The 24,603-nt window shown below is 66.0% G+C and carries 22 protein-coding genes; 9 read left to right on the top strand and 13 right to left on the bottom strand.

The window, feature by feature from the left end; genetic code table 11:
• Positions 1 to 63: 63 nt before the first annotated feature.
• The 4 genes from GUY30_RS16120 to GUY30_RS16135 all read right to left on the bottom strand — a co-directional run bounded on the left by GUY30_RS16120 (position 64) and on the right by GUY30_RS16135 (position 5,139).
• Positions 64 to 999 (bottom strand): DUF4097 family beta strand repeat-containing protein, encoded by a 936-nt coding sequence (locus GUY30_RS16120; protein ID WP_167199788.1) that lies wholly within the window; start codon positions 997 to 999, stop codon positions 64 to 66.
• Between the two features lies 1 nt (position 1,000).
• Positions 1,001 to 1,645 carry a response regulator transcription factor gene (locus GUY30_RS16125; RefSeq protein WP_062240961.1) on the bottom strand — a complete coding sequence of 215 codons (645 nt, stop codon included), beginning with the start codon at positions 1,643 to 1,645 and terminating at the stop codon, positions 1,001 to 1,003.
• Positions 1,633 to 3,573, bottom strand: a complete 1,941-nt coding sequence (locus GUY30_RS16130) for a sensor histidine kinase (RefSeq protein WP_167199791.1) — start codon at positions 3,571 to 3,573, stop codon at positions 1,633 to 1,635. Before GUY30_RS16130 ends, GUY30_RS16125 begins: the two co-directional genes overlap by 13 nt.
• A gap of 285 nt (positions 3,574 to 3,858) precedes the next feature.
• Complete coding sequence (locus GUY30_RS16135; RefSeq protein ID WP_228281479.1) at positions 3,859 to 5,139, bottom strand: cystathionine gamma-synthase; 1,281 nt, start codon at positions 5,137 to 5,139, stop codon at positions 3,859 to 3,861.
• A gap of 106 nt (positions 5,140 to 5,245) precedes the next feature.
• Between GUY30_RS16135 and GUY30_RS16140 the strand changes: the two genes are divergently transcribed.
• Entirely contained in the window at positions 5,246 to 5,677 is a 432-nt protein-coding gene (locus tag GUY30_RS16140) for an ArsR/SmtB family transcription factor (RefSeq protein ID WP_228281481.1), read from the top strand.
• Positions 5,674 to 6,165 carry an SRPBCC domain-containing protein gene (locus GUY30_RS16145; RefSeq protein WP_167199794.1) on the top strand — a complete coding sequence of 164 codons (492 nt, stop codon included), beginning with the start codon at positions 5,674 to 5,676 and terminating at the stop codon, positions 6,163 to 6,165. The genes GUY30_RS16140 and GUY30_RS16145 overlap by 4 nt, the downstream gene beginning before the upstream one ends.
• Positions 6,166 to 6,234: 69 nt before the next feature.
• Here the strand turns inward: GUY30_RS16145 and GUY30_RS16150 are convergent, their stop codons facing one another.
• On the bottom strand, positions 6,235 to 7,845 hold the full coding sequence (locus GUY30_RS16150; RefSeq protein ID WP_167199797.1) for an acyltransferase family protein: 1,611 nt from the start codon (positions 7,843 to 7,845) through the stop codon (positions 6,235 to 6,237).
• 287 nt (positions 7,846 to 8,132) lie between these two features.
• Between GUY30_RS16150 and GUY30_RS16155 the strand changes: the two genes are divergently transcribed.
• Positions 8,133 to 9,164 carry an NAD(P)H-dependent flavin oxidoreductase gene (locus tag GUY30_RS16155; protein ID WP_167199800.1) on the top strand — a complete coding sequence of 344 codons (1,032 nt, stop codon included), beginning with the start codon at positions 8,133 to 8,135 and terminating at the stop codon, positions 9,162 to 9,164.
• Positions 9,165 to 9,320: 156 nt separating this feature from the next.
• On the opposite strand, the gene GUY30_RS16160 is transcribed toward GUY30_RS16155, so the two are convergent.
• A complete protein-coding gene (locus GUY30_RS16160) occupies positions 9,321 to 10,052 on the bottom strand; it encodes a response regulator (RefSeq protein WP_162835632.1) in 732 nt (243 codons plus the stop codon).
• A 168-nt stretch (positions 10,053 to 10,220) separates the two neighbouring features.
• Between GUY30_RS16160 and GUY30_RS16165 the strand changes: the two genes are divergently transcribed.
• The 3 genes from GUY30_RS16165 to GUY30_RS16175 all read left to right on the top strand — a co-directional run bounded on the left by GUY30_RS16165 (position 10,221) and on the right by GUY30_RS16175 (position 14,134).
• The gene (locus GUY30_RS16165; RefSeq protein ID WP_052240199.1) at positions 10,221 to 11,120 is read left to right on the top strand and encodes a DMT family protein; all 900 of its coding nucleotides are present in this window, start codon (positions 10,221 to 10,223) and stop codon (positions 11,118 to 11,120) included.
• Positions 11,117 to 13,195: a sensor histidine kinase gene (locus tag GUY30_RS16170; RefSeq protein ID WP_167199803.1), complete on the top strand. Its 2,079-nt coding sequence runs from the start codon at positions 11,117 to 11,119 to the stop codon at positions 13,193 to 13,195. Before GUY30_RS16165 ends, GUY30_RS16170 begins: the two co-directional genes overlap by 4 nt.
• 117 nt (positions 13,196 to 13,312) lie before the next feature.
• Complete coding sequence (locus tag GUY30_RS16175) at positions 13,313 to 14,134, top strand: hypothetical protein (protein ID WP_167199807.1); 822 nt, start codon at positions 13,313 to 13,315, stop codon at positions 14,132 to 14,134.
• Here GUY30_RS16175 and GUY30_RS16180 read toward each other — a convergent pair.
• Together GUY30_RS16180 and GUY30_RS16185 are read right to left on the bottom strand one after the other, a co-directional pair.
• Complete coding sequence (locus GUY30_RS16180; RefSeq protein ID WP_167199810.1) at positions 14,076 to 14,480, bottom strand: hypothetical protein; 405 nt, start codon at positions 14,478 to 14,480, stop codon at positions 14,076 to 14,078. The two genes, GUY30_RS16175 and GUY30_RS16180, sit on opposite strands and share 59 nt — an antisense overlap.
• Positions 14,480 to 15,550 (bottom strand): CPBP family intramembrane glutamic endopeptidase, encoded by a 1,071-nt coding sequence (locus GUY30_RS16185; protein ID WP_167199813.1) that lies wholly within the window; start codon positions 15,548 to 15,550, stop codon positions 14,480 to 14,482. Before GUY30_RS16185 ends, GUY30_RS16180 begins: the two co-directional genes overlap by 1 nt.
• A 262-nt stretch (positions 15,551 to 15,812) precedes the next feature.
• Here GUY30_RS16185 and GUY30_RS16190 point away from each other — a divergent pair, with 262 nt between their 5' ends.
• Together GUY30_RS16190 and GUY30_RS16195 are read left to right on the top strand one after the other, a co-directional pair.
• The gene (locus GUY30_RS16190; RefSeq protein ID WP_167199816.1) at positions 15,813 to 17,219 is read left to right on the top strand and encodes a sensor histidine kinase; all 1,407 of its coding nucleotides are present in this window, start codon (positions 15,813 to 15,815) and stop codon (positions 17,217 to 17,219) included.
• Positions 17,216 to 17,848, top strand: a complete 633-nt coding sequence (locus tag GUY30_RS16195; RefSeq protein WP_167199819.1) for a response regulator — start codon at positions 17,216 to 17,218, stop codon at positions 17,846 to 17,848. The genes GUY30_RS16190 and GUY30_RS16195 overlap by 4 nt, the downstream gene beginning before the upstream one ends.
• 109 nt (positions 17,849 to 17,957) lie before the next feature.
• Here the strand turns inward: GUY30_RS16195 and GUY30_RS16200 are convergent, their stop codons facing one another.
• Together GUY30_RS16200 and GUY30_RS16205 are read right to left on the bottom strand one after the other, a co-directional pair.
• The gene (locus GUY30_RS16200) at positions 17,958 to 18,719 is read right to left on the bottom strand and encodes a 3-hydroxyacyl-CoA dehydrogenase (protein WP_139469088.1); all 762 of its coding nucleotides are present in this window, start codon (positions 18,717 to 18,719) and stop codon (positions 17,958 to 17,960) included.
• 118 nt (positions 18,720 to 18,837) lie between these two features.
• Positions 18,838 to 19,416, bottom strand: a complete 579-nt coding sequence (locus GUY30_RS16205; RefSeq protein ID WP_167199822.1) for an NADPH-dependent FMN reductase — start codon at positions 19,414 to 19,416, stop codon at positions 18,838 to 18,840.
• Positions 19,417 to 19,813: 397 nt separating this feature from the next.
• Between GUY30_RS16205 and GUY30_RS16210 the strand changes: the two genes are divergently transcribed.
• Positions 19,814 to 20,473, top strand: coding sequence for a TetR/AcrR family transcriptional regulator (locus tag GUY30_RS16210; protein WP_167199825.1), 660 nt, complete (start codon positions 19,814 to 19,816; stop codon positions 20,471 to 20,473).
• 66 nt (positions 20,474 to 20,539) lie between these two features.
• Here GUY30_RS16210 and GUY30_RS16215 read toward each other — a convergent pair whose 3' ends face one another.
• From GUY30_RS16215 to GUY30_RS16225, 3 genes are read right to left on the bottom strand one after another with little or no spacing between them, the layout of a single operon-like run.
• Entirely contained in the window at positions 20,540 to 22,366 is a 1,827-nt protein-coding gene (locus GUY30_RS16215; protein ID WP_167199828.1) for a dipeptide ABC transporter ATP-binding protein, read from the bottom strand.
• Entirely contained in the window at positions 22,363 to 23,424 is a 1,062-nt protein-coding gene (locus GUY30_RS16220; RefSeq protein WP_228281483.1) for an ABC transporter permease, read from the bottom strand. Before GUY30_RS16220 ends, GUY30_RS16215 begins: the two co-directional genes overlap by 4 nt.
• Positions 23,424 to 24,515 carry an ABC transporter permease gene (locus GUY30_RS16225; protein WP_135808835.1) on the bottom strand — a complete coding sequence of 364 codons (1,092 nt, stop codon included), beginning with the start codon at positions 24,513 to 24,515 and terminating at the stop codon, positions 23,424 to 23,426. Before GUY30_RS16225 ends, GUY30_RS16220 begins: the two co-directional genes overlap by 1 nt.
• Between the last annotated feature and the right edge of the window lie 88 nt (positions 24,516 to 24,603).

Below are 24,603 nucleotides of genomic sequence, written 5' to 3' on the forward strand. Positions count from 1 at the left end.
TCGACCCCTCAGACGCCGCACGGGCGGGCCCGAATTCGAGCCCGCCCGTGCGCCGGTCGTTTCTCAGTTCTGGTTGACTGTGACGGTACCAGTGTCGGCTGTGGCCGAGATCGGAACGAGGGTCTTGCCCTTGGCTTCCTTCGGGTCCTCCGCCACGTCGTACTTCTTCAGGTCGGAGGCGAGGTCGACGGTGCCGTCATTGGACTTCGCGTTGATCCGATAGAAGAAGTCCTCATCCAGCTCTTCTGACGTGAGCTCGAGATTCGGCACCCGCAGGTCGATCGAGCCTTCTTCGGTCTTCGCGATGATTCCGCCGGTGGGCATCGCCTGGTTGGTGAAGTCGAGGTCCACGGTTCCCGTCGAACTGACCACGTCGATGCGGTCGCTGACGGTGAGGTTCTCTCCTTCGATGGCGCCGACCCCGGTCTTGGCCGACACCGATCCGAAGTCACCGTCGAAGTAGGTCGCACCCCAATCGCTGGAGGTCCGCACCTTCTTCGCCGAACCGGTCACGCTCGCGGTTCCACCGCCGGTGTCGGCGTTGATCTCCGCAAAGTCACCGGTGACGTCGAACCGGCCGTAGTTGCCGTCGAAGTCGAGGGCGAGGTCCTTCGCCACACTGGTCGGGATGGTGACGGTCAACCGGGTGTTCTCCAGTTTCCCGCCGTTCTTCAGGTCCACCTCGGCGGTATCGGCTCTGCTGTCGACCTCGAGGTTCGCGGAGCTGTCGCGGGGACCGGTGCCGGTGAGCTTGACGGTCGCCTCGGCGACGTCGGCGGTCTTGATGTCGACGGCACCGCCGGAGTCGAGGCCGATCTTGGGTTCCTTCATCGCCTTCGGCAGCGGTTCGCTCGCTTCGATCCGCCCGTAGTCGAGGCGGGAGGCGCCCTGGGCGGTGCTGACGATGACAGGGATGAGGAGGACGACGGCGGCGAGGATGATCAGGACCGCGCGCAGACCGACGCGGGCGGATTCGCTGATGCGCACTGTGCTGGGCATTCTAGGCTCCGAGGAATGTGAGGACGGCGAGGACTCGGCGGTTGTCCGAGGTGTCGGCGGTGAGGCCGAACTTCGTGAACACCGAGGAGATGTGCTTTTCTACGGCACCGGCACTGAGGTAGAGAGTGCGGGCGATGGCGGCGTTGGATTTGCCTTCGGCCATGAGCTGGAGGACTTCGATTTCGCGTGGGCTCAGGGTCGACAGTCCGTCCTTCTTGCGCGTGCGCACGAGGATCTGGGACACGACCTCCGGGTCGAGCACGGTGCCGCCTCCGGCGACCTCATCGACGGCGGCGAGGAAGTCCTCGACATCGGCGACGCGGTCTTTGAGCAGGTAGCCGAAGCCGCCGGTGTTCTCGGCGATGAGTTCGGACGCGTACTGCTCTTCCACGTACTGGCTGAACACGAGAACCTTGACGTCCGGGTTCTGCTTGCGGATGAGGACGGCGGCGCGGATGCCCTCATCGGTGAACGTCGGAGGCATGCGCACGTCGATGACGGCGAGGTCCGGCGGATCGTTGTGGACGACGGCGAGGAGTTCGTTGGCGTCGGGCACGGCAGCGATGACCTCATGTCCGGCGTCGGCGAGCAGCCGTTCGAGTCCGGCCCGCAGGACGGCAGAGTCTTCAGCGATTACGATGCGCATGGCACCTCCACAACTACAGTCGTTGGCCCACCTGCGGGGCTGGTCAGGTTCAGTGTGCCACGAGCGGCTTCGACCCGGTCGATGAGACCGGCTATTCCGGTGTGACGCCCGGAGCGGTCGACGCGTGCTCCGCCGTGGCCGTTGTCGGTGACGACGATCTGCACACCGAACTCGGTCGGGGCGATGAACACGCTGGCGTGAGTCGCACCCGAATGCTTGGTGATGTTCGTCAGGCATTCGGCGACGACGAAGTAGGACACGGCTTCGGCTTCGCGCCCGATCCGGCCCTCGAGTCGAACATCGACATCGACGGGGATCGTCGCACGACCTGCCAGAGCGGAGACGGCGGCGTCGAGTCCGCGGTCGGTGAGGACGGCGGGGTGGATGCCGCGGGCGAGCTGACGGAGTTCGGTGACGATGCCCTTCGCCTCGGCGTGGGCTTCGGACACGAGTTCCTTCGCCCGTTCCGGGTCGGAGTCGATCTTCGTCTTCGCCATTCCCAGGGTCATGGTCAGCGCGACGAGGCGGGGCTGGGCTCCGTCGTGGAGGTCGCGTTCGATGCGCAGGCGTTCGGCGGCGGCCGCCTCGATGCCGGCCATGCGGGCCCGGTCGAGTTCGGTGACCTCTGCCTGCAGCGCCACAGTGCGGGCCGGTGAGAGCAGCGCCCGATCGAGGGCACGGTCGAGCAACGGGGCGAACCAGAGGATGGCCAGCGAGCTGGCGAGGACGATGACGGCGCCGATGGCCACACCGATACGGGCCGGTCCGTCGATGGATTCACCGATGAAGAAGGTGTTGACTCCGTGGGGGTTGATGGCCGCGAAGATGCCGAAGATGGACCCGCAGATCGCTGCGATGGTGCCGGCGACGACGATCAGGCCGAGGAGCATCTTGATGTAGTGGTGGGCGGTCGAGCGCCAGAAGGCACCGGATTTCACCTGCAGCCAGCGGTTGTGGAGGAAGCGGCCCATGCCGGGATCGCGATTGCTGCTTTCGATCTTCGGGACGGGGATCTTATCGGAGTAGATGAGTTCGGCTCGGTAGCGTTCGGCGTTGTTCGCGCCCTGCTGGACGAGAACCCAGACGAGGAGGGCGAGGACGCCGAGACCGAGGGCGAAGATTCCGCCGATGCCGGTGAACAGCAGTCCGAGCGGTATCCACGCCCAGATCAGGCCGAGGAGGGCGGAGAGCACGAGGTTCGCGACGCCGATGATTCCGGTGGGGCGCTTGGGCCAGGTGATGGGGCCGTCGGCGGGGATCTCCGTGACGTCTTCACGGCTGAGCGGCAGCGAACCGGTGACCGGTGCGTATGCGACGGGTTCGCGTCGCGGCTTCATTCGCCGAGGCGGCCGTTGACGTGGCATCGGCTGTGCAGCTGGCATCGGCTGCGCGTTCGGGGCGGGCCGACCGAACTGCGCGGCGGGGTGCGGTCCGGGCTGAGGGGCGTGGCCGGGCGGTGCGGGGTAGTTCGGGGTGTTCGAAGGGGCGTACCCGGATGGTGCGGCCTGAGCCGAGGGATGGGTGTGGGTGCCCGGCTGGGCAGGAGCCATCGGGGTCGTGTGGGTGACTGGCCGGGTGGGGTTCATCGGCGGGTAGTCAGGTCGCTGAGCCTGGTCGCCTGATCCCATCACTCGGGTCGACCCCGCTGCAAAGGGAACATCGAGGTCGACGGGCTTCGTCCGGAACTCGCCGGCTTCGCGAGCGGTCGGTTCGTCGACTTCGGTCGCGTCCACCTCGGTGGTCGGCGGAGCGTTGACGATGGCTTCGGCGCTGATGGACTCTTCGCGCTCGATCGTGCCGGGGGCAGATTCCGCGGTGCCGTGATCGTCCGCGGACTCGCCGGGATCCACCTCGGGGGTCTGAGTCTCCTGCGGATCGGGGCCGAACGGCTCCTGATCCTGCGGGTTCTCGGGGGTCTTCTCACTCATAGCAATAACGCTACGGGAGCCGTGGGCGCGCGAACAGCACGAAGACCTCCGACCCCACGTCGGGTTTTCCCGACACCCTGTGACCACGGACACGGGATCCTCGGTGGACTCTGGATCCCCGCGCGCTCCTCACGCCGTGCCGTACCTGAGCATCCCTCACCCTTCGCGGCGAATTACCCCGGTGCAAGGAGGTGTTTCGCCACAATGAGTGAGGGATGCCGAAGCACCGGGAGGACGTGCCACTCGGGGTGGGATGTGACGCTGCCGGTGCGTGATGGCTGCCGGCTATGCGAGGACCGAGACTCCGATAACCGAGGCATCCGGGTCGGCAATACGGCTTGAGTCAAGGTCAGATGGCGCCACGGCCGATCCCTCCGCCGTGGCATCCAAGGCCTGGGCGAGGTCAGCGAGGATGTCATCGATGTCCTCGATGCCGACGGACAGGCGGATGAACCTGCCGGAAACGCTGACCTCGCTGCCTGCCACGGACAGATGCGTCATCGTCGCCGGGTGGTCGATGAGTGACTCAACTCCTCCGAGCGACTCGGCCAGAGTGATGAGCTTCGTGTTCGCCACCAGGGACAACGCCCGCTCCTCGGTGTCGGTGCGCAGGGACACCACTCCCCCGAACCCGCTCATCTGCCGCTTCGCCACCTCATGCCCCGGGTGCGACGGCAGGCCCGGGTAGATCACATCGGCCACCTCATCGCGAGTCTCGAGCCATTCGGCCACCGCCTGCGCATTGGCGCAGTGCGCCTTCATCCGCACCGGCAGGGTTTTGATCCCGCGCCTGGTCAGCCAGGCGTCGAACGGGGAGATACCCAGCCCGACGGACGCGAGGTGGTTCTCGAGACGGTCGACCACCTCGGCGGCTCGGGGACAGGTCGTCCCATCACCGGTGAGGACGGCACCGCCGATGACATCGGAGTGACCGTTGATGAATTTCGTCGTCGAGTGGACGACGATATCGGCACCGAGCTCCAGCGGACGCTGCAGCACCGGGGTCGCGAAGGTCGAGTCCACGGCCAGGAGTGCATTCGCGCGGTGGGCGAGCCGGGCCGCCTCGGCGATGTCGATGATGTCGAGACCGGGATTGCTCGGTGTCTCGACCCAGATGATCGCGGTGTTCTCATTGATGGCGGCGGCGAGCGCCGCGGTGTCGGTGAGGTCGACGGTGCGGATGGCCACGCCCCAGCGCACGTACTCGTTCTGCAGGAGCCGGAAGGTCCCGCCGTAGACGTCGCGGGGCAGGATGACCTCGTCACCGGGACGCAGCAGCGCGGAGAACACGGCCACCTCGGCCGACGTTCCCGAGTTCACGGCCGCCGCGAACGACGCCCCTTCCAATTCGCACAGAGCCTGTTCGAGGTCGCTGCGATTCGGGGTGCCCGTGCGCGCGTAGTCGAAACCGGCGCGAGTCTGCCCCGGGGTATCCATCATGAAGGTTGAGGTCTGGAAGATCGGGGCCACGACCGCACCGGTGTGTGTTTCGGGCATAGCTCCCGAGTGCACCGATCGGGTCGAGATTCCGGCGGGTGTGGTGGGTTCGAAACGGGGTGAACTCACGGCGGATCCTTTCCTTCACTGATGGGCACCGCTGCATCTGCGGTGAGCTTCAGTGTGAGTGGCCGATTCCCGTTCGTGCATGCCCGGTGACGCGCATTGTCACTGCATGTCATATGTCGTCGATGATTGTCATTTTTCGACGCGTTTATCCTCGGTTTCCTCTTCCGCACTAGGCCAAAAGGGTGTAATGCTTAGCCTCATGGCTAAGCATCAGATTCATTCGGATGAGCTCGACGCGATGTTTGCGGCTCTGGCAGATCCCACTCGACGCAGGGTCATCGCGCGTCTCGGCGTGGGTCCGGCCAGCGTCGGGGAGCTGGCGAGCCCGCTGTCGATTTCGCTGCCGTCCTTTATGAAGCATATGCGCAGCCTCGAATCGTGCGGACTGATCACGACCGAGAAGTCCGGGCGAGTACGCACCTGCGTGCTCAATCACAATCGCTTCCACCTGCTTACGGGCTGGTTGGAGGAACAGCGGCGGATCTGGGAAGAGAGCACCGATCGGCTCGAGCAGTTCGTCACCCAGGAGGAATCATGACCGCCCATCTCTCTCGCACCCGGAATCAGAATCCAGACCTCGACCTCAGCATCCACCGCGTCATCCGCGCCCCGAAGCAGGCTCTGTGGGATGCCTGGACGACACCGGATCGACTTGCCCAGTGGTGGATTCCGGCACCGCTGCAGCTGCGCGTCGACTCCCTCGAACTCGCCCCGGGCGGCGCCTTCGTCACCCAGATGAGCGAGGACGGAACCGAATGGCATCCTCATGTCGACGCCGTGTTCCTCGTCATCGAAGAGGGCAGCCGACTCGTATTCACGAATGCGGTCAGCAGCTCCTGGCATCCGGCCCTACCGGACCCAGTCGCGATGACCACGGAGATCATCCTCGGTGACCATCCCGACGGCGCCGACTACCAAGCCATCGTCCGACACGGCAGCCCCGAACAGCGGGCCTGCCACGAAGAACTCGGCTTCTTCGACGGGTGGGGAACCGTCACCGACCAGTTGGCCGCCGCGGTGGAGTGACTCGCGCGTCCCATCTGTGCCAGGCTCGCCACGCGGGCCGGGCACAGCTGCCGGATCAGCCCTGCGCGGTCACCTCCGCGGAGTCAGCCCAGCTGAAATGGTGAGCGAGGCGATGAGCAGACTGAACGCGACAAACGTCCAGATCAACGGGGCGATCCCGACGAGCAGCGCAACGGCGATGCCGGCTGTGGCGGCACCGACCGCGATGGCGGCCCGCAGCCGCGGGTGACCGAGAGTCGGGGTCACGTCGTCGGCTCCTGCACGGGGAGCAGCTGGGGCGACCTCGTCGGCGTCAACGTGGGAAGCCGCCGAACCCTGCCCGCGCATCTCGCGAGCGATCTCGGCGATCGTTCGACCGACTGCGGCGAGTCGCTGTTCCGATGGAAACGGAATCCGCTCGGCGGCCATCGCCACAAGGCCGGACAACACCATCACGACGATCAGCCAGGGCAGACGCGTGGCCCACCACCATGACGAACCGATCTCCGGAAGGACGAGCCCGGAGGCACCCGGCACGAGAGACACCGCCTGGGCAAGAGTGCCCAGCCCGCCGATGAGGATGATGACGATGCTCATATGCCACAGGTAGACGTGCATCCCATACCGATTACCCCAGACGATGAGCCAACCCCAGATCTGCGCCCGGAGGACTCGAGGGTCAAGAGCCGCCTCGCCGGTGGAGGTGGTCGTGTTCTCGTCCGCGGCGTTGAGCATTCGGCTCAACCGAGCGTGGCCGAAGCGCAGGCCACACATCTGGACCACCCCGAGCAGGACAAGGGCACCGGTCGGTGGATTGAGGTTGACGAGCATGTTCGGGCTGTACACGCCGGTCGCGACGAGTCCGACCAGGGACAGCAGCGCGGCCACCAGCACGAACCAGGTGATGGGCCTGCGCACGGGGCGATCGAGCGCATCGGCGTAGAAGAACCCAAGCTGCTGAACCAAAGGCCACACAAACAGGAAGTTCAAGTAGCCGAGCCCGGTCATACCCGTGACCGCGACCAGACCATCGACGACGATGACGGCACCGGAGAGGGCTGCGAGCGACCGCCTCGGCGCGGTTTCGTGGAAATGCACGGCAATCGGCACCACAGCGGAGAGGCCGACGTAGACGGCGAGGAACCACAGCGGCTGGCCGATGCGCAGGCTGGCCTCACCGAGGAGGTCGGCCGAAACTCCGAGCTCGCCGGCCACGGACAGCCCGATACCGGCGAGGCCGATGAGCACGGCGACGGGCACAGCGAGCCTGCGCAGGCGAGCACGCAGATAATCGGTCCAGGTGCCGCCACGGGCACGAGCGCGGCGCCAGCCGGTGATGCCTGCGTATCCGCCGATGATGAAGAACAGCGGCATGATCTGGAAGAACCACGATGCGGCAGCGAATCCTGGAGTGCCGGACAGCGCGACGGTCGGCTCCACAGCACCATCGGGGCCGACCACCGCCGCGCTCATCATCGAGTGGAGGATGACCACGACGACGAGGCAGCCGAAGCGAAGGAGATCGATGGCCCGGTCGCGGTGGGGCTTGGTCGGGCTGCTGCTGCGCTCGACTTTGTCGTTGCGAGGGTTGGCATGACCGTGAAGCGGAGCGGGCGCTGAGTTCGGGGCGATTCTCGCAGCGAGCAGCGGCACGTCATCGTGGTCATCGGACGGCAGCGGGTCGTTGAGTGCCAGTGTCATATCGGTTCCTCGTCAGAGTCGTTCAGTGTCAGGGTCATTCAGTGCCGATCACGTGCGACCGGATGCATTGACACCAAAGTTAGGAACCCCATCTGCCCTTCCACATCACGCCGGAGAGCCGACCTCTCCCCCGCCGACCGATACTTCCGAGGGATACCGTCGACCGAACGAGTCATACTCGCTTCGCTCGACCGTGTGAGAATGGCGATGAGCATCCCCGACCAAGCGGCCGCCGGGCTCGGCGACAGACACCGAGCCCGGTTCCGGCCGAGAGCAAGGAGAGAACCGTGACGATCGCCTTCGCGAAGACCCCGCTGCCCATTATCGGCGCGCCCATGGCCGGTGGGACGACGACGCCCGAACTCACCGAGGCGGTTGCTCGGGCCGGTGGATTCCCCTTCGTCGCGGGCGGCTATCTCACCGCCGAGGCCCTCGCTCCGCTTATCACACGGATGCGAGAGACGACCTCGAACTTCGGCGTCAACCTCTTCGCCCCGAATCCCGTCCCCGTCGACCGCATGGCCTTCGACGACTTCGTCACCGCGCTCGAACCGGCCGCTGCCGCACGCGGGATCACGCTCGATCCCGAACCGGTCGAGGACGACGATCACTTCGACGCCAAGCTCGATTGGCTCACCGAGCACCCCGTCCCCCTAGTCTCGCTGACGTTCAATCTGCCCACCGCCGAGACGGTCGACCGCCTCCATGCCGTCGGCACTCAGGTCGTCGCCACGGTGACCTCGGTTCCCGAGGCTCGTGCAGCCGCCGAAGTCGGGGTCGATGGGCTCATCGTCCAAGGTCCGCGCGCCGGCGGGCATTCGGGAACCGCCGATCCGACGCGGATCATCGAAGACCGTGCCACCGTCGATCTCGTCCGCGACATCCTCGCCGAGTTGGCCCTGCCCGTGGCCGCGGGCGGCGGAGTCGACGGTGAGGCCATGGTGGGCGACCTCCTCGGCGCGGGGGCGAGCTCAGTCGTCGTCGGCACTCTGCTGCTGCGCTCCGACGAGGCGGGGACAGCTTCGACGCATCGGGCCGCACTCGCCGCCGATGAGTTCACCGACACCCAGCTGACCAGGGCATTCACGGGTCGGCCTGCACGAGCACTGGTCAATGACTTCGTGCGGAAGTTCGACCCGGTCGCCGTCGACGCCTACCCTGCTGTGCACCATCTGACGAAGGAGTTCCGGGTCGCGGCGAAGAAGGCTGATGACCCGCACGGTCTTCATCTGTGGGCGGGCACCGGCTACCGCAGCGCTCAGGACGGATCGGCCGAAACGATCGTCAAAGACCTCGGCGCCCGCTTCGCCCGCGAGTAGTCAGGCAGTCACCGGGCGGGCAGACCGGCGGACCGCACTTTCCTCAATCTGCGATGCGCTCAGGTGGGCGAAATGGTCACAGAAAACCGAGCACGGCGTGACCATTTTGACCACCTAAGCAGGCGTTCCCAGCCCGAAGCCCGCAACAGAACGCCCTCAGCTCCCGGCGACGACCAGCCCGGACTCGTAGGCGGCGACGACGATCTGGGTGCGGTCGCGCAGACCCAGCTTCGACAGGATCCTCGACACGTGGGTCTTCACGGTCTGTTCGGCGAGAAAGAGCTGCTCGGCCACCTCGGCGTTGGCGTGCCCCTTCGCCACCAGGGTCATCACGTCGATCTCCCGGTCGGTGAGCTGGCCGAGCACGGCGGTGTCCTTGGCCACGGTGGGCCCGGCGACGTATTCGGCGATGAGCCGGCGGGTCACCGAGGGCGCGAGCAGCGATTCCCCTCCGGCGACGACGCGGACCGCGGTGATCATGTCCTCGGCGGTGGCGTCCTTGAGGAGGAATCCGCTGGCACCGGCCCGCAGCGCGGAGAACACATATTCGTCGGCGTCGAACGTGGTGAGCATGATGACCCGCGGGTGGGCTCCGGGCATGTTGAAGATCGCTCGGGTGGCGTCGAGCCCGTTGAGGGTCGGCATCCGAATGTCCATGAGGATGACATCGGGGCTCGTCTGGCGCACGAGGTCGACGACGGCGGATCCGTCATCGGCGCTGCCGACGACCTGCATGTCCGACTGTGCGTCGAGCAGTGCCCCGAACCCCTGCCGCACCATCGCCTGATCGTCGACGATGGCGACCCTGATCGTCGTCTCCGACGGAGGCGGCACACTCGCCGAGGCGGCTCCCCCGTCCCCGCCCAGCGCATCCTCAATTCCCGGCATGGTTCCAACCTACCGGACAGTGTGGTCACGGAACCCGCGCAATCCCCGAGAATCCGCCGACCGTGCCCGGTTTCGACCGAATTTCATCCTCATGGGTGATACGTGCGGCACCCATTTCACTCCTGCGTATGATGTGCCGGCGCATACCGCCTCCCTAATGTTCGAGTCATGATCATCACCGCCGTCATCCTCGCCACCGCCGCAGCGTTCTGCCTGGCCTTGGGAACCCACTTCCAGCAGCATGCCGTGGCCACCATGGCCCCCGGCCTGCGCCGTCGCGCCACCTGGGTCACCGGGCTCGGCCTCATGGGGCTGGTCACGGTGCTCAACGTCATCGCACTCGGACTCGGTCCGGTCTCCATCGTCCAACCCATCGGCGCGGTCTCGCTCGTCTTCGCCGTCCTCATCGGCCGGCGGTACTTCGGTCTCCGCCTCGGTGCTCCGCTGCTCATCAGCATCGCGGTCACGCTCTTCGGGATCTTCTCCTTCGTGGCCACCTCGGCGAGGTTCGCCCACGATATCTCCGTGAACGCACAGTCGGTGACCTGGCTGCTCGCCGTGCTCATCGCCCTCACCCTCTTCGCCGGACTGTTCTCGTTCAGCTCCGCCGGCCACATCCCTAGGGTCGTCATGACCGGGATCGTCTTCGGCACGGTCGCTGCGGCCACGCACGTCCTGGCCCGGTCGGTCGTCATGTCGGGTCTGCCCGGACTCGACACATTCGGTCTGCGCTGGTGGGCGCTGCTGGCCGCGGTCGGGCTGGCCTCGGCAGCGGGATTCTGGCTCGTCCAGACCGCGTATGCCTGCGGCCCCGCCGAGACGGTGCTGGCCGGTCTCACGGTCATCGACCCGATCGTTGCCGTCATCATCGGTGCCGCGTTCTTCGGCGAATACACGGGACTGACGCCGCCGGCTGTCATCGGTCTGCTCGTCTCCGCGGCCGTCGGCATCGGCGGGGTGTGGATGCTCTCGCGCTTCCACCCGAAAGTCCTCGAATCTCGCGGCACTGCCCCCGCCGCCCCTGCGCCGGCCGCCTCGCAGACAGCTCAGGAAGGAATCACGCTGTGAACCACTCCCCCGATCTCACCTCCCTCGCCCCCGCCGACACGTACGCTGGAGACGTGCCCCGCCCAGCAGAGCCTCCGCAGATCGGCCCGAACGCAACGTCGGCCGCCGACTCTCCGGCCCCTCGCGAACCGCGTTCGCGGTGGGCCAGGCTGTGGCGCAATCTCGGCCGCGATTCCGTTCTCATCGCCCCGAGCCTGCTCATCTCGCTCATTGCGTTCCCGGTGCTCATCACCCTGTTCTCCATCTCGATCGCCACGGTCATCGTCTGGGTCGGTGTGATCCTCCTGCCGCTGACGCTCACCGTCGCCCGCGCGTTCGGCAACCTCTCCCGGGGCCGTGCCCGCGCGTGGGGCGCGCCCATCACCGAGGCGGCTCCCCGTCCCCGTGGACGCGGACTCCGCTGGTGGTTGGCTCCGCTGTCCGATGCCCGCGCGTGGTTGGACCTGCTCTTCGAAACCGTGTTCGCCCTGCCGATCCGGCTCTTCACGTTCTCCGTCTGCCTGGCCTGGTTCGCCGGCGGTCTGGGCGGGATCACGCATTTCTTCTGGGGCGCGTTCGTCCCCGACGGAGGCGGAAACACCGTCGACTTCGTCGTCGCGTGGGTGACGAACTCCCCGGTCACTGATCTCGGGTTCGCAGCCGAGGCCACCTTCCAGTTCATCGTCGGGATCATCCTGCTGCTGACGTTCCCCTTCGTTCTCCATGCCATGGCGCTGCTCGAGATCGTCGCGATTCGTGCGGCCCTGTCCCACGATGTCGAAGGGGCAGGTGCTGCACAGAGCCGGAACGATCGTAGGAACGCTCCGTCCGTCGCGGTTCCGGCCACGCAAGCACAGTCACAGTCGTCAGGTGCGCCCACCGTACCGTCGGCGACTCCCGCAGCGTCACCGAAGCCGTCGAGGTTCCAGGCGATCACCGGCGGTGAGGGGTGGTTCTGGCTGATCTCCGTGTTCGTCGGTGCCGTTCTCGTGGCGATCTCATGGCCGGTGACGACGGTTCTCTACGACGTTCCGACGGTCTTCGCCATGCTCATAGCGCTTGCCCAGAGCGCCGCCCTCGTCCTTGCCGTGCGCTGGCCGATTCCGGCGATCGGTCTCGGACTCGTCGGTCAGCTGGCGGGAATCCTCCTCACCGCGGACATCTCGGGAGCGGTCCGACCGTTCACGGTCACCTCGCTGCTGGCTCTCGTGTTCCTCCACCTCATCATCGGACTGAGCCACCGCTGGATCCACCTCGTCGCACTGTGGGCGGGCAGTGCGCTCATCGGTGTGCTTTCCCTGTTCCTGCCGCATGCCGGCGAGCTGCCCGGGGCGCTGTCGAACGTCATCACCACTGTGTCGATCGCCGCCGGCGCCGGGATCATCGGCGTCATCGGCAACCTGCTCATCAAAGGTCGCCGGCAGCTCGAATCCGAACGCGAACTCAGTGCCGCGGAGCTGGCGAAGCGCCAGGAGCTGGAGGAGCGCAACCGGATCGCTCAGGAACTCCACGATGTCGTCGCGCACAGCATGTCGGTCATCAGTGTGCAGGCGACCACGGCGAAGTACCGGCTGCCCGGACTTGATGAGCGCAGCCTCGGTGAGTTCGATTCGATGGCCTCATCGGCCAGGCAGGCGCTGACGGAGATGCGGGGACTGCTCGCAATCCTCCGTGGGGGCCGAGATGCGGACCTGGCTCCGCAGCCGACCGTCGAGGACATTCCCGCATTGGTCGATGTCACCCGCAGCTCCGGCGCCGTCGTCGAACTCGACTTTCCGGCTGAGCCCCTGCCGCTGCCGCCGACGACGAGTCTCACGGCGTTCCGCGTGGTGCAGGAGAGCCTGTCGAATGCGCTGCGACATGCCGCCGGAACTGCGGTGGGCGTCACCGTCACGGTCATCGGCACCCGGCTTGAGATCTCCGTGCTCAACGGGTTGCCCGACGGTGGGACGGATGCGGGTGGGCACAGCCACCTCGGCGGAGGTTTCGGCATCAAGGGGATGCGCGAACGCGTCGAAGCTTTGGGTGGGAGCCTGCAGGTTGGGCCGACTCAACACCGTGGTTTCGAGGTCAGGGCGTCGCTACCGATGGAGTGAGGGTCCGAGGAAAGCGCTGAGCCGGCGTGGATCCGCACCGTCTCAGGCACGTGTCGAGTATCCGGTGCCATACTGGAAGTCCCCTCCTGCTTTCCCTTTTGGAAGGACTGTTTCCCCATGTCACAGCCGACTCCCTCCCCTTCTGTTCCTCGGCCCTCGGCGGCGACTGCCTCGGTATCGGATCCGAATGCGCCGAGACGATCGGTGCGGATTCTGCGCCGCACGATCGTCATCGTCATCGTCGTCACCTTCAGCCTTGCAGCGGCAGGTGGGATCATCGTCCTGCTCGGAGATGTTGAGTCCGAAGCGACCTTCAAGGTCATCGGCACGACGGCTCTGACCGGAGCGGTCAGCGTCGCAGCGTTCTGCGGAGCCACACTCATCGGCCGTCGGGTCCAGTGGTTCGGAATTGTCACGATCGGGCTGGCCGTGGTCACTTTGGGCCTGGCATTGTGGTTCCTCTGGGGTGACCCATTTGGAGGACCAGACAACTATGAATTCTGGGACTTTCTTTTCAAGGCCCTGTCCTCTTTCGCCCTCCTCACCGCTGTCGCCTCTGTCAGCTCGCTCATCCTGCTGCTGACCGTTCGGACGCAGGTGGTGCGCATCGGACTGCCGATCACTCTCGGCCTGCTGGCTGCCGGCACATGCCTTACCCTCGTGACGACCTGGGTGGAATCAGCTTGGGAGCTTGAATGGCTGAACCGTATCAACGGCATCGTGTGGATCCTCGCCGCACTCGGGGTCGTCGTCGTGCCGCTGACCTCGCTGCTGCTCAAAGCCGGGACGAAGCCAGCAGAGGCGTCGCCGACTCTGTCTCCTGCCATGCTCGAACGCGTCGACGCCGCGGCTCGCGCCGAGGGCATCACGGCAGACGCTCTCATCGATCGGCTGCTGACCGCGGAGTCTCGAACCCCTTCGGCAGACGAGTGTCGATGAAACCTGCGGCGAAGGCGCCGATGACGAGCAGGACGAGGAGCGCGATCATGCCGGCGAAGTTCGACAGCACGGGGTTCATGAAGTCGAACAGTCCCGGCCAGAGGGCGTAGACGACCACACAGCACATCCCCACGACCCCGAACCCGTTGAGCGTCGCCTGCCCTGTGGACCGTGCGCGCTTCCCGCTGTGATTTGCGGCCGCCTCTTCGGGGGTGCCGAACTCGGCTTCGGGTGTCATCCCTGCCGTCTCAGCTGTGTCTTTGACCTCGTCGAGAACGGTGAGGACCTGGTCTTCTTCACACCCGCGCTTGCGCAGGTTCTGGGCGAGTTCGCTGTAGTAGCTCATCACCGACTCGATTCCATTGCAGTGTCGGCATTCGCATCCCCGGCCGCACCTGCGTCCGAATTCTCGGGACGATCCCCGCGGGGACTCATCAGTTCCCGATCGGTCGGGCCGCCTCGGCGAGAGGACTGGCCGCCTCGGCGAAAGGACGACCCGCCTCGGCGACGCTCGTCGAGAACGACGATGACGGCGAAGACGATCGGGGCCGCGATCGACATGACGACCTCGATCGTCGGAGCGCTCGTCGCATTGAGGTCGGCGCCGGCAAGCACGCCCAGACCGAATGCGAAGACGTTGTTGACGATGTGGAAGGCGATTCCGACTTCGAGACCGCCGGTGATGATGGTCAGCGTGCCGACGATGACCGCGAAGATGCCGACGTCGATGAGTCCCGGCAGGTCGTAGACGTGGCCGGCAACGAAGAACGGCACGGGGATGAGCACGGCCCACGCGGGGTGGCGCAGCCACGAGCCGATGATGTTCATGGCCAGTCCGCGGAAGACGATCTCCTCGGCCGTCGCCTGGAAGGGCACGAGGAGGACGACCGCGATGAGCATGGCGAGCACTTGGCTGTTCCACACGATTCCCGAGGTCAGGTCGCCCATCCCACCGTCGGAGAAGAGAACCATGACGACCGCACAGACGACCCACACGGCCGTGCCGACCAGCAGATATCGGCCGAGGCGACGCCGACGCATTCCTCCGCGCAGCGAAATCATCGAGGAGAACCAGCGCCGGTGGATGCACAAGGTCGCGAGTTCCGCCGCCGGCCACATGACGATGACGCTGACGAGCCCGAAGAGCATGCCTGCGGTGGTGTTCATGTTGATGAGACGTTCCGACCACGCGTCGATGTCGCCGTCGGCGCCGAGGGCGATCAGCGCCCAAACGAAGAAGCTTACGAACAAGGCGATGATCGCGATCAGGTAGAACACCAAGGTCAGAAGGGCCACGAGGATCGGCTTGAACCACCGGTTGTTCGGCAGTGCGGCAAATTGCCGATGATAGCGCCGAGGCGGCTCGACGGAACCGTGGATGTGAGGGTTGGGGTCCGGCTGGGGTGGCAGGGACACAGCCGACTGGGTTGCGGTGGGTGTGGGTGATTGGGGCGCGGTGGGCGTTGGTGACGATGTGCGGCGAGGAAGGTTTCTCATGATTACACCCTCTCGAATCTGCAGGCCCTCCACCATCGGTCAAGGGCATGATGCGTGTCATCCGATCGGGTGAATGCGCACGTCAGAACGCTTCCGTCCGGGCTCCTGCGTCCACAGTTCCCGCCAGAACTCATCCCTTCGGACGACAGCCTCACAGCCCTCGCCCCGGTAGGCTCGAAGGGTGACATCTCGCCCCGCCCGCCGCCCGCTCGCGCGAGCCCTCCTCTGGACCGGCATCTCCGCTGTCACCGGTGTGCTCCTGCTCTTCATCGTCGTCGGAATCGAATGGCCGGATCTTGAGAGCGCAGAAGCCCAAGATGACGCGCTCTTCTTCGAATTCCTCGTCCATCTCGCCTTTGGGTTCGTCGGTCTCGTCTGCCTGCCCATCGTCCTCGCGTTCGACGGACGCCGAGTTCCGCGCACTCAGCTGAGACCGAAGGTCCTGGCCGCAGAGAAGCTGCGCGAGTTCCTCACTGTCTCCGGCCGCGGCGGTGAGGAATACCTCGCCGCTGACGGATCCGTCGAATCGCTCCAGCGCCGTCCGGGCGGCTGGATTCCCGTCACCGTCGGAATCATCGGCATCCTCATCGGCACAGTCAGCACCCTCGGTGCCATCGCGGCCTCGATCATGCTCGTCTCCCTGTCGGCCCGGCGCAGCTGGGCACTCGACTTCGGCGCACTCGCCGCCACGCTGGCATCCTTCTCAGCCACCTATATCCTCACCCCGCAGGCGGCGGGAGCCTTCGACCTTCCCGTGTTCGTCTTCGGCGGCACGATGTACGCCGTCCTCGTCATCATCGGCGTCATCCGCGGCTCCCGCGAGCAGGGCTTCATCGACTCCGCCGCGCAGACCCTGCTGCGCGAACGCTCACGGCAGGACCGTGCCATCGCCGAGGTGCGCCGCGGTATCGCCCGTGACATGCACGATTCCCTGTCCCACCACCTGTCCGTCATCGCGATGTACTCCGGTGCGCTGTCCGTGCGGCAGGACCTCGACCCCGATGAGGTCCGCGAAAGCGCCCGCCTCATCGCCGATGCGGCCCGCCGCTCCGGTGTCGAACTCCGCGAAGTGCTGACAATGCTGCGCAGCGACGATCAGGGCACGGTCATCGACCCCGACATCGACCGCCTCGTCGCGGCCAGAGGCGACACCGCCGAACTGCGCTACCTCGAACCGGTGACTGCCGAAGCTCTCCACCGGTGCGGGGCACTCGAACAGACGACGATCTATCGCTTCGTCCAGGAGGCGATCACGAACGCCGTCAAACACGCTCCCGGCCAGAAAGTGACGATCAATGTCGGCTTCGACGAGGCCGACGGCCACCTCGAACTCGTCGCCAGCAATCCGCACACCGGGCTGGCCCCGGCCTTCCGCGCCGGCGCGCAGCAGCTCGTCACCGGATCCGGGTTGGGACTGCTCGGACTGCGGGAGAGGATGGAGGCGATGGGCGGCGATCTCACGGTGACGACGACCCCGGAGTTCACCCTCCGCGCCCGCATCCCCATCGACTCAGCCGTCCTCACAGACGACGATTCAGAGGGCGCCGCCGGCACGGCCGGCTCCCCGGACGAACAGGAGAGACCATGACGATCCGCGTCATCATCGCCGACGACGAATCGCTCATGCGCTCCGGCCTCAAGCTCCTCCTCGGCGCCGCCGATGACATCGACGTCATCGCCGAGGCGGTCGACGGTGTCGAAGCCATCGACCTCGCTCGCCGGCTGAGTCCCGACCTCGTGCTCATGGACATCCGGATGCCCCGCCTCGACGGTCTCGAGGCCGCGCAGACACTGCTGAGCGATCCCGAGCACCCACAGGTGCTCATGCTCACGGCCTTCGGCACCGACGATTTCATCCACCGTGCCCTGCAGTCCGGGGCCGCGGGCTACATCCTCAAGGACACCCCGCCGGAAGAGCTCATCAATGCCGTCCGGGCGGCGGCCGACGGCACCCGCACTCTGTCGGCGACCGCCCTGGCCACGTTGATGTCGTCCCGTCCGCCCGCCTCGGCGCCGGGTCAGGATCCGCTCGCGTCGCTGTCGACACGGGAGCGGGAGATCGCCGAGGCGGTCGCACAGGGTATGACGAACGCGCAGGTGGCGCGGTCGCTGTTCGTTTCGACCGCAACGGTGAAGACCCACTTGGCACGCGTCTTCGACAAGCTCGAGGTGACCTCGCGAGTGCAGCTGGCGCTGCTCGTCAACGCACGCCGCTGAGCAGCCCACCAGACGACAGAGCCGCCCGTCCGCAAATGCGGGCACCGGGCGGCTCTGTCGGTCAGGCGATTATTTCGGGGAGGACATCCTCGGTGAGAGTGTCAGGCGATCATTTCGGGGCCATGCGGATGGCGCCGTCGAGGCGGATCGTCTCACCGTTGAGCATCGGGTTGGCCACGATCGACTCGACGAGCTGCGCGTACTCGGCGGGCTTGCCCAGCCGGGCCGGGTGCGGGACGGACTTGCCGAGGGATTCCTGCGCCTCGGCGGGCAGGCCGGCCATCATCGGGGTCTCGAAGATGCCGGGGGCGATGGTGACGACGCGGATGAGGGAGGCGGCGAGCTCGCGGGCCATCGGGAGGGTCACCGAGGCCACGGCGCCCTTGGACGCGGAGTAGGCGATCTGGCCGATCTGGCCGTCGAAGGCCGCAACGGAGGCGGTGTTGATGATGACTCCGCGTTCCTCGCCTTGCGTCTCTTGGTTCTGCATGGCCGCGGCGGCGAGGCGACAGACGTTGACGGTGCCGACGATGTTGATGTTCAGCACCTTCTGGAATGCTTCGAGCGGCAGCGGACCCTTGCGAGAGACGAGCTTTCCGGGGGTCGCGACACCCGCGCAGTTGACGACGACGCGCAGAGCGCCGAGTCCGGTGGCGGTGTCGACTGCGGCCTGAACCTGCTCTTCGTTCGTGACGTCAGCAGTGACGAAATGGGCGGAATCGCCGAGTTCGGCGGCGGCCTGCTGCCCCACCTCGGCGTTGAGATCGACCATGACGACCTGGGCTCCGGCGGCCAGGAGGCGTTCGGTGGTGGCGCGGCCGAGGCCGGAGGCCCCGCCGGTGACGAGGGCGACGGTGTTCGTGAGATCCATGAGTGTCCTTTGCATCGCTGAGCGAACAGTTGATCACTGTGACTCTAACGCAAGTGCGGGGACGACGAAGCCCGCCGGTCGGGTGACCGGCGGGCTTCGAAGATGGTGTCGGGCAGACTCAGGCGGCCTGCTCCTCGGCGTCGGATTCGCGCACGGACTTCAGGGCCTCACCCCAGGCGACGATGTCGTCGACCATGGATGCGAACGGGGCGGCCGAGACCTCGGTCGGGGCGAAGGTGCCGTCGGCAACGTCGGTGAAGATCGAGAACGATGCCTGGTCGCGGACGACGGCCAGCTTGTAGTTCGCGAGGATATGGCGCAGGTGCTCAGCGGCGCGCACTCCCTTGTCGGCGCCGTAGTTCACGATGCCTGCGACCTTGTGGTTGAACTCGGTGGCAACGAAATCGAGGGCGTTCTTCAGCGAGCCGGAGATCGAGTGGTTGTACTCGGGCGTGACGAAGATGAAGGCGTCGAACTCTTCGAGCTTCGCACCCCAGGCCTTCGTGTGGTCGTTGGCGTACATCTTCGCGCCGGCGGGGACCACCTCGTCGAGCAGGGGCAGGTCGAAGCTGCCGAAGTCGACGACCTCGGCGCGGACATCATCATTGGAAGCCAGCTGCTGCTCGACCCAGTTCACGATCTGCGGGTTGAGAGCCTGCGGGCGGGAGGTTCCGGGAATGATGGCAATGTTGAGCATATGCATCCTCAATTCGTTGAGCGGTGTCCGCCGGCCGGGCGGCCGTGGCGGTCGAGTTCACGGGGCAGAGCCTGCGATCTCGGCATGCCGAATCGCCTGCAGCTCCGCACTGACCAACATGGTTGAACGCTCAATCATTCCCCACATTCGAGTGACCCTGGTCACTGATCAGCGCAAGGTGAGGTCACTGTCCAGCCACTGGTCGATCACTGTCCTGATGACGAGATCCGATGGAATCCGCATTCGGTCGCAACGGACGCTGAACACGGTGATACCGTAATTCCCCGCGAAATCAGGCCCGCAGAGACCACCGGTCGTGTATGGTCGTTGGGCAAGTGAAAGACTGTTCGTTAAAAAGTCGGCTTCAACGAAAAACTAGGCAAGGAGTCCGGTCATCGTGCGCTCAACCAACGGCCGCAACAACATTCTCCGCTCGGCCCGTGACACTTTCGCGGACAAAGGATTCGACGGCGCGTCCATCCGCGATATCGCACAGACAGCAGGTCTGAGCCTCTCTGCGCTCTACTACTACTTCCCATCCAAGCAGGAAGCTCTCTACGAGCTCGTCCACACCGCGTACACCTGGTACGTCGAGCACTGCCGAGCGGTCATCGCCGACGTCGATGATGATCCGGTCGGTCAGCTGGCCGTGGCCGTACGCTACCTCGCCCGCTATCGCATGGAAAACGTCTCGGTCTCCACCGTGCTGCTGCGCGACACCGAACGCCTCACCGGCGACAACGCGGTCCGCGTCAAGGAACTCCAGCGGGAAGCTCGCGAGATCATGGGCGATATCGTCCAGGCCGGCATCGACGCAGGCACGTTCCGCGTCAACAGTGCGGCTCTGGCCACTCGCGCAATCCACTCGATCTGCAATTCGCTCTCGCTGTGGTACCGACCGACGGGCGACCTGACGCCTGACATGATCGAGCGCGACTTCACCCAGTACTCGCTGCGCATCCTCGGCATCGACCCCGACGAGGCCGAACTCGACCGCCTGTTGGCTCTGCCGGTCAACCAGGCCGGAATGCTCGACTTCATCGCCGACACCAAATAACCCCTTGCTACCTGACGGCGGCCCAGCTACCTCGCGCGAGGTTGCTGGGCCGCCGTCAGGTAGTAATTAGGGGGTGGTGCGGAGGGTTCTGGCCAGTTCGCGGCGCTCAGCCTGCTCCTTCGGGTCCGGGACCGGCAGCGACGCGATGAGACGCTTCGTGTAGTCGTTGTCCGGTGATCCGAGCACCTGCTCACCCGTGCCCTCTTCGAGCAGCTCACCGTGGAAGAGCACCCCGATGCGGTCGGAGAGCATATCGACCACGGCGAGGTCATGGCTGATGAACAGGGCCGCGAAGTCGAAGCGGTTCTGCAGCTCGACGAAGAGCTCGAGCACCTTCGCCTGCACCGACACGTCGAGAGCCGAGGTCGGCTCATCGGCGATGAGCAGCTCCGGATCGAGCGCCAGCCCACGCGCCAACGACGCCCGCTGGCGCTGACCGCCAGAGAGCTCGTGCGGATAGCGGGCCGCATACGCCTTCGGCAGCTGCACGGAATCGAGGAGTTCGAGCACTCGCTGCGACCTGTCGGACGGGCTCATCTCCCGCCGGTGGATCGCGAACGGTTCGGCGATGCACTCCCCGATCGTCAAGTGCGGATTGAACGAGGCCGCCGGGTCCTGGAACACAAACCCGATCCGTCGCCGGATCTTCGAGAACGCACGCTCCTTGAACCCGACCATCTCGTGCCCGAGCACCGCGAGGCTGCCGCCGCTGGCCCTGGTCAGGCCCGCGATCGCACGCCCGATCGTGGTCTTGCCCGACCCCGATTCGCCGACGAGTCCGTAGACCTCGCCGGCCTTGATGTCGAAGCTGACCTTCTTCACCGCGTGGAAGTCCGATTTGCCGATTCCGCCCGGATAGACGATGTCGAGATCGCGCGCGGTCACGATCGATTCGCGTGCATCCCTCTCCTTCGCCGAGGCGGTCCCGACCGAGGTCTCCCCCGCTGAGTCGGTGCGGCGTGAGCCGGCACCGTCCGATGTCTCACCCGTCGACGACGGATCCCCCGCGGTCGCACCGGACTGGGGTTCCGCCTCGGCGGCGGCCGCCTTGCGACTGCCGGCCACGGTCGACCCGATCCGCGGCACTGCCGCGAGCAGCTCACGCGTGTACTGCTCCTGCGGATCATTGAAGAGCTGCTCGACGGACGAGACCTCGACGAGGTCGCCGCGCAGCATCACGGCCACGCGATCGGCGAGGTCGGCGACGACGCCCATGTTGTGGGTGATGAGGACGATGGCCGTGCCCGTCTCGTCCCGCAGTTCGCGCAGCAGGTCGAGGATCTCCGCCTGCACGGTGACGTCGAGGGCGGTGGTCGGCTCGTCGGCGACGATGAGCTTCGCGCCGAGAGCCAAGGCCATGGCGATGACGATGCGCTGCTTCTGCCCGCCCGAGAACTGGTGCGGATAGTAGTCGAAACGGCTTTCGGCATCGGGGATCCCGACCTGCTGCATGGCCGTGACGACGCGTGCCTTGAGGGAGGCCTTGCTCGCCTTCCTATCGTGGGCGCGCAGGCCTTCGGCGATCTGCCATCCGACCGTGTACACGGGGTTGAGCGCGGTCGACGGCTCCTGGAAGACCATCGCCACATCCCGGCCGCGCATGGCCCGCAGCTCATCGGCGGAGACGCTGAGCACGTTCTGCCCGGAGATGACGATGGCTCCGGAGCGCTGTGCCGTCTCCGGCAGCAGCCCGAGGATGGACCGGGCGGTCACGGTCTTGCCGGACCCCGACTCACCCACGATCGCCAGCACCTCACCGGGTGAGACGCTCAGCGATACGTCCTTGACGGCGTGGACGTCCCCGCCGTCGGTGGAGAAGGTGACGTCGAGGCCGTCGACGTCGAGGATGCTGCCGGTCGCCGAGGCGGTCTGCTCGTGTTTCTGCTTGCTCATGCCGTGACCTCCGCGGACTTGGTGTTCTTGACCTTGGCTTTGCGTCGCACGCGCAGACGCGGATCGTTGAGGTCGTTCATCGACTCACCGACCAGGGTGATTCCCAGCACCGTGAGCACGATGGCCAGGCCCGGGAAAACCGCCGTCCACCACACGCCGGAGGTGACGTCCGGCAGTGCCTTGTTGAGGTCGTATCCCCATTCCGACGCCGAGGTGGGTTCGATGCCGAAGCCCAGGAACCCGAGTCCGGCCAAGGTCAGGATCGCCTCGGAGGAGTTGAGTGTGAAGATCAGCGGCAGGGTCCGCGTGGCATTGCGGAAGATGTGCTTGGAGATGATCCGCGTCTTCGACGCGCCGAGGACGATCGCCGATTCGACGAACGGCTCGGCCTTCAGCCGCAGGGTCTCAGCACGGACGACGCGGAAGTACTGCGGGATGAAGACGACCGTGATCGAGAACGCGGCCGCGGCGATGCCGCCCCACGCACTCGACTGACCGCCGGAGATCGCGATCGACATGACCAGCGCCAGCAGCAGGGTCGGGAAGGCGTAGACGGCATCGGCGACGACGACGAGGATGCGGTCGAGCCAACCGCCGATGTAACCGGAGATGAGACCGAGGATGACACCGGCGAAGATCGACATGACCACGGCCACGACGATGACGGCCACAGCCGTCTGGGCGCCCCAGACGACACGGGAGAAGACATCGTAGCCGCCGACGGTCGTGCCCCAGATGTGGGTGCCGCCGGGCGGCAGCTTCGAGCCGAAGTTGCCCTCGGAGGTGCCCAGCTGGTTGAACCCGTAGGGGGCGATGAGCGGAGCGAAGATCGCGCAGATGAGCACGATTCCGCACAGCACCAAGCCGGTGATGAGCATTCCGCGCTGCAGACCGACCGACTGCCTCAGATGGGAGATGATCGGCAGGCGGGAGAACCAGGATTTCCTGGCCCGGTCGTCGAACGCCACTGCGGGGACACCGGAGCCGGGAGCCTCCTCGGCGAAGGTCTCGGCCGTCTCATCCGGGCCCGGGTTCTGTGGAGTCTCTGGAGTGGACATCAGTACCTCACTCTCGGGTCGATGAACGCGGCGATGACGTCGACGAGGAAGTTCGTGACCGCAACGATGACGGCGAGGAAGACGACGATTCCCTGGACGGCCACGAAGTCACGGGCGGTCAGGTATTCGGCGAGCTTGAAGCCGAGCCCCTTCCACTCGAACGTCGTCTCCGTGAGCACGGCGCCGGCGAGCATGAGCGCGATCTGCATACCCATGACAGTGATGATCGGGATCAGCGCAGGACGGTACGCATGCTTGGTGACCAGGCGGTACTCGGAGATTCCGCGGGATCGACCGGAGTCGATGTACTGCTGTTCGAGCGTGCCGATGAGGTTCGTGCGCACGAGTCGGAGGAACACTCCGGCGGTGAGCACGCCGAGCGCGATCGCCGGCAGCACCGCATGGGCGAGGACATCGCCGAGGACGGAGAAGTTGCCGATGCGCAGAGCATCGATGAGGTAGAACCTCGTCGGGCCGACGACACCGGACATGATGTACTCGGTCTCCGTGGTGCCGCGGCCGGCCACCGGCAGGACCGGCAGGAAGACGCCGAAGATGAGTTTGAGGATCATGCCGGCGAAGAACACCGGGGTCGCATAGCCGAGGATCGCGAGCACACGCAGTGCCGCATCCGGGGCCTTGTCGCGGTGGTAGGCGGCGAGCATGCCCAGCGGGATGCCGAGGATGAACGCGACGATGAGCGCGTAGAAGACGAGTTCGACGGTCGCCGATCCGTAGTTGAGCAGGATCGACGAGACGGGCTGGCCGTCGGAGACCGCGGTGCCGAAGTCGCCCTTGAGCAGGTTGCCCATGTATTCGAAGTACTGGACGAGGATGGGCCGGTCGTAGCCGGCGGCGTGGACGCGCTCGGCCAGCTGGGCCTTCGTCAGGCGTCCGCCCAGCGCTGCGGTGATCGGGTCACCGGTGATGCGCATGAGGAAGAACACCAGAGTGGTGAGGATGAAGATGGTGGGAATGATGAGGAGGAAGCGGATGAGGACATAGCGTCCCAGACCGCCTCCCGAGGGCTTCTTGACCGCGACCGAAGTCTCGGCGGCCTCTGCCCCTGGTTCGCTGATGGCAGCAGACATGTGTTCCTTATGGGATGTGTTTCGAGGCGCTCGCGGCGAGGGACGGGCAGGGGTCGCCTCGGTGAGGGGTCACTGCAGATGTACGGAC

The sequence above is a fragment of the Brevibacterium pigmentatum genome (assembly GCF_011617465.1).
Lineage (GTDB): Bacteria > Actinomycetota > Actinomycetes > Actinomycetales > Brevibacteriaceae > Brevibacterium > Brevibacterium pigmentatum.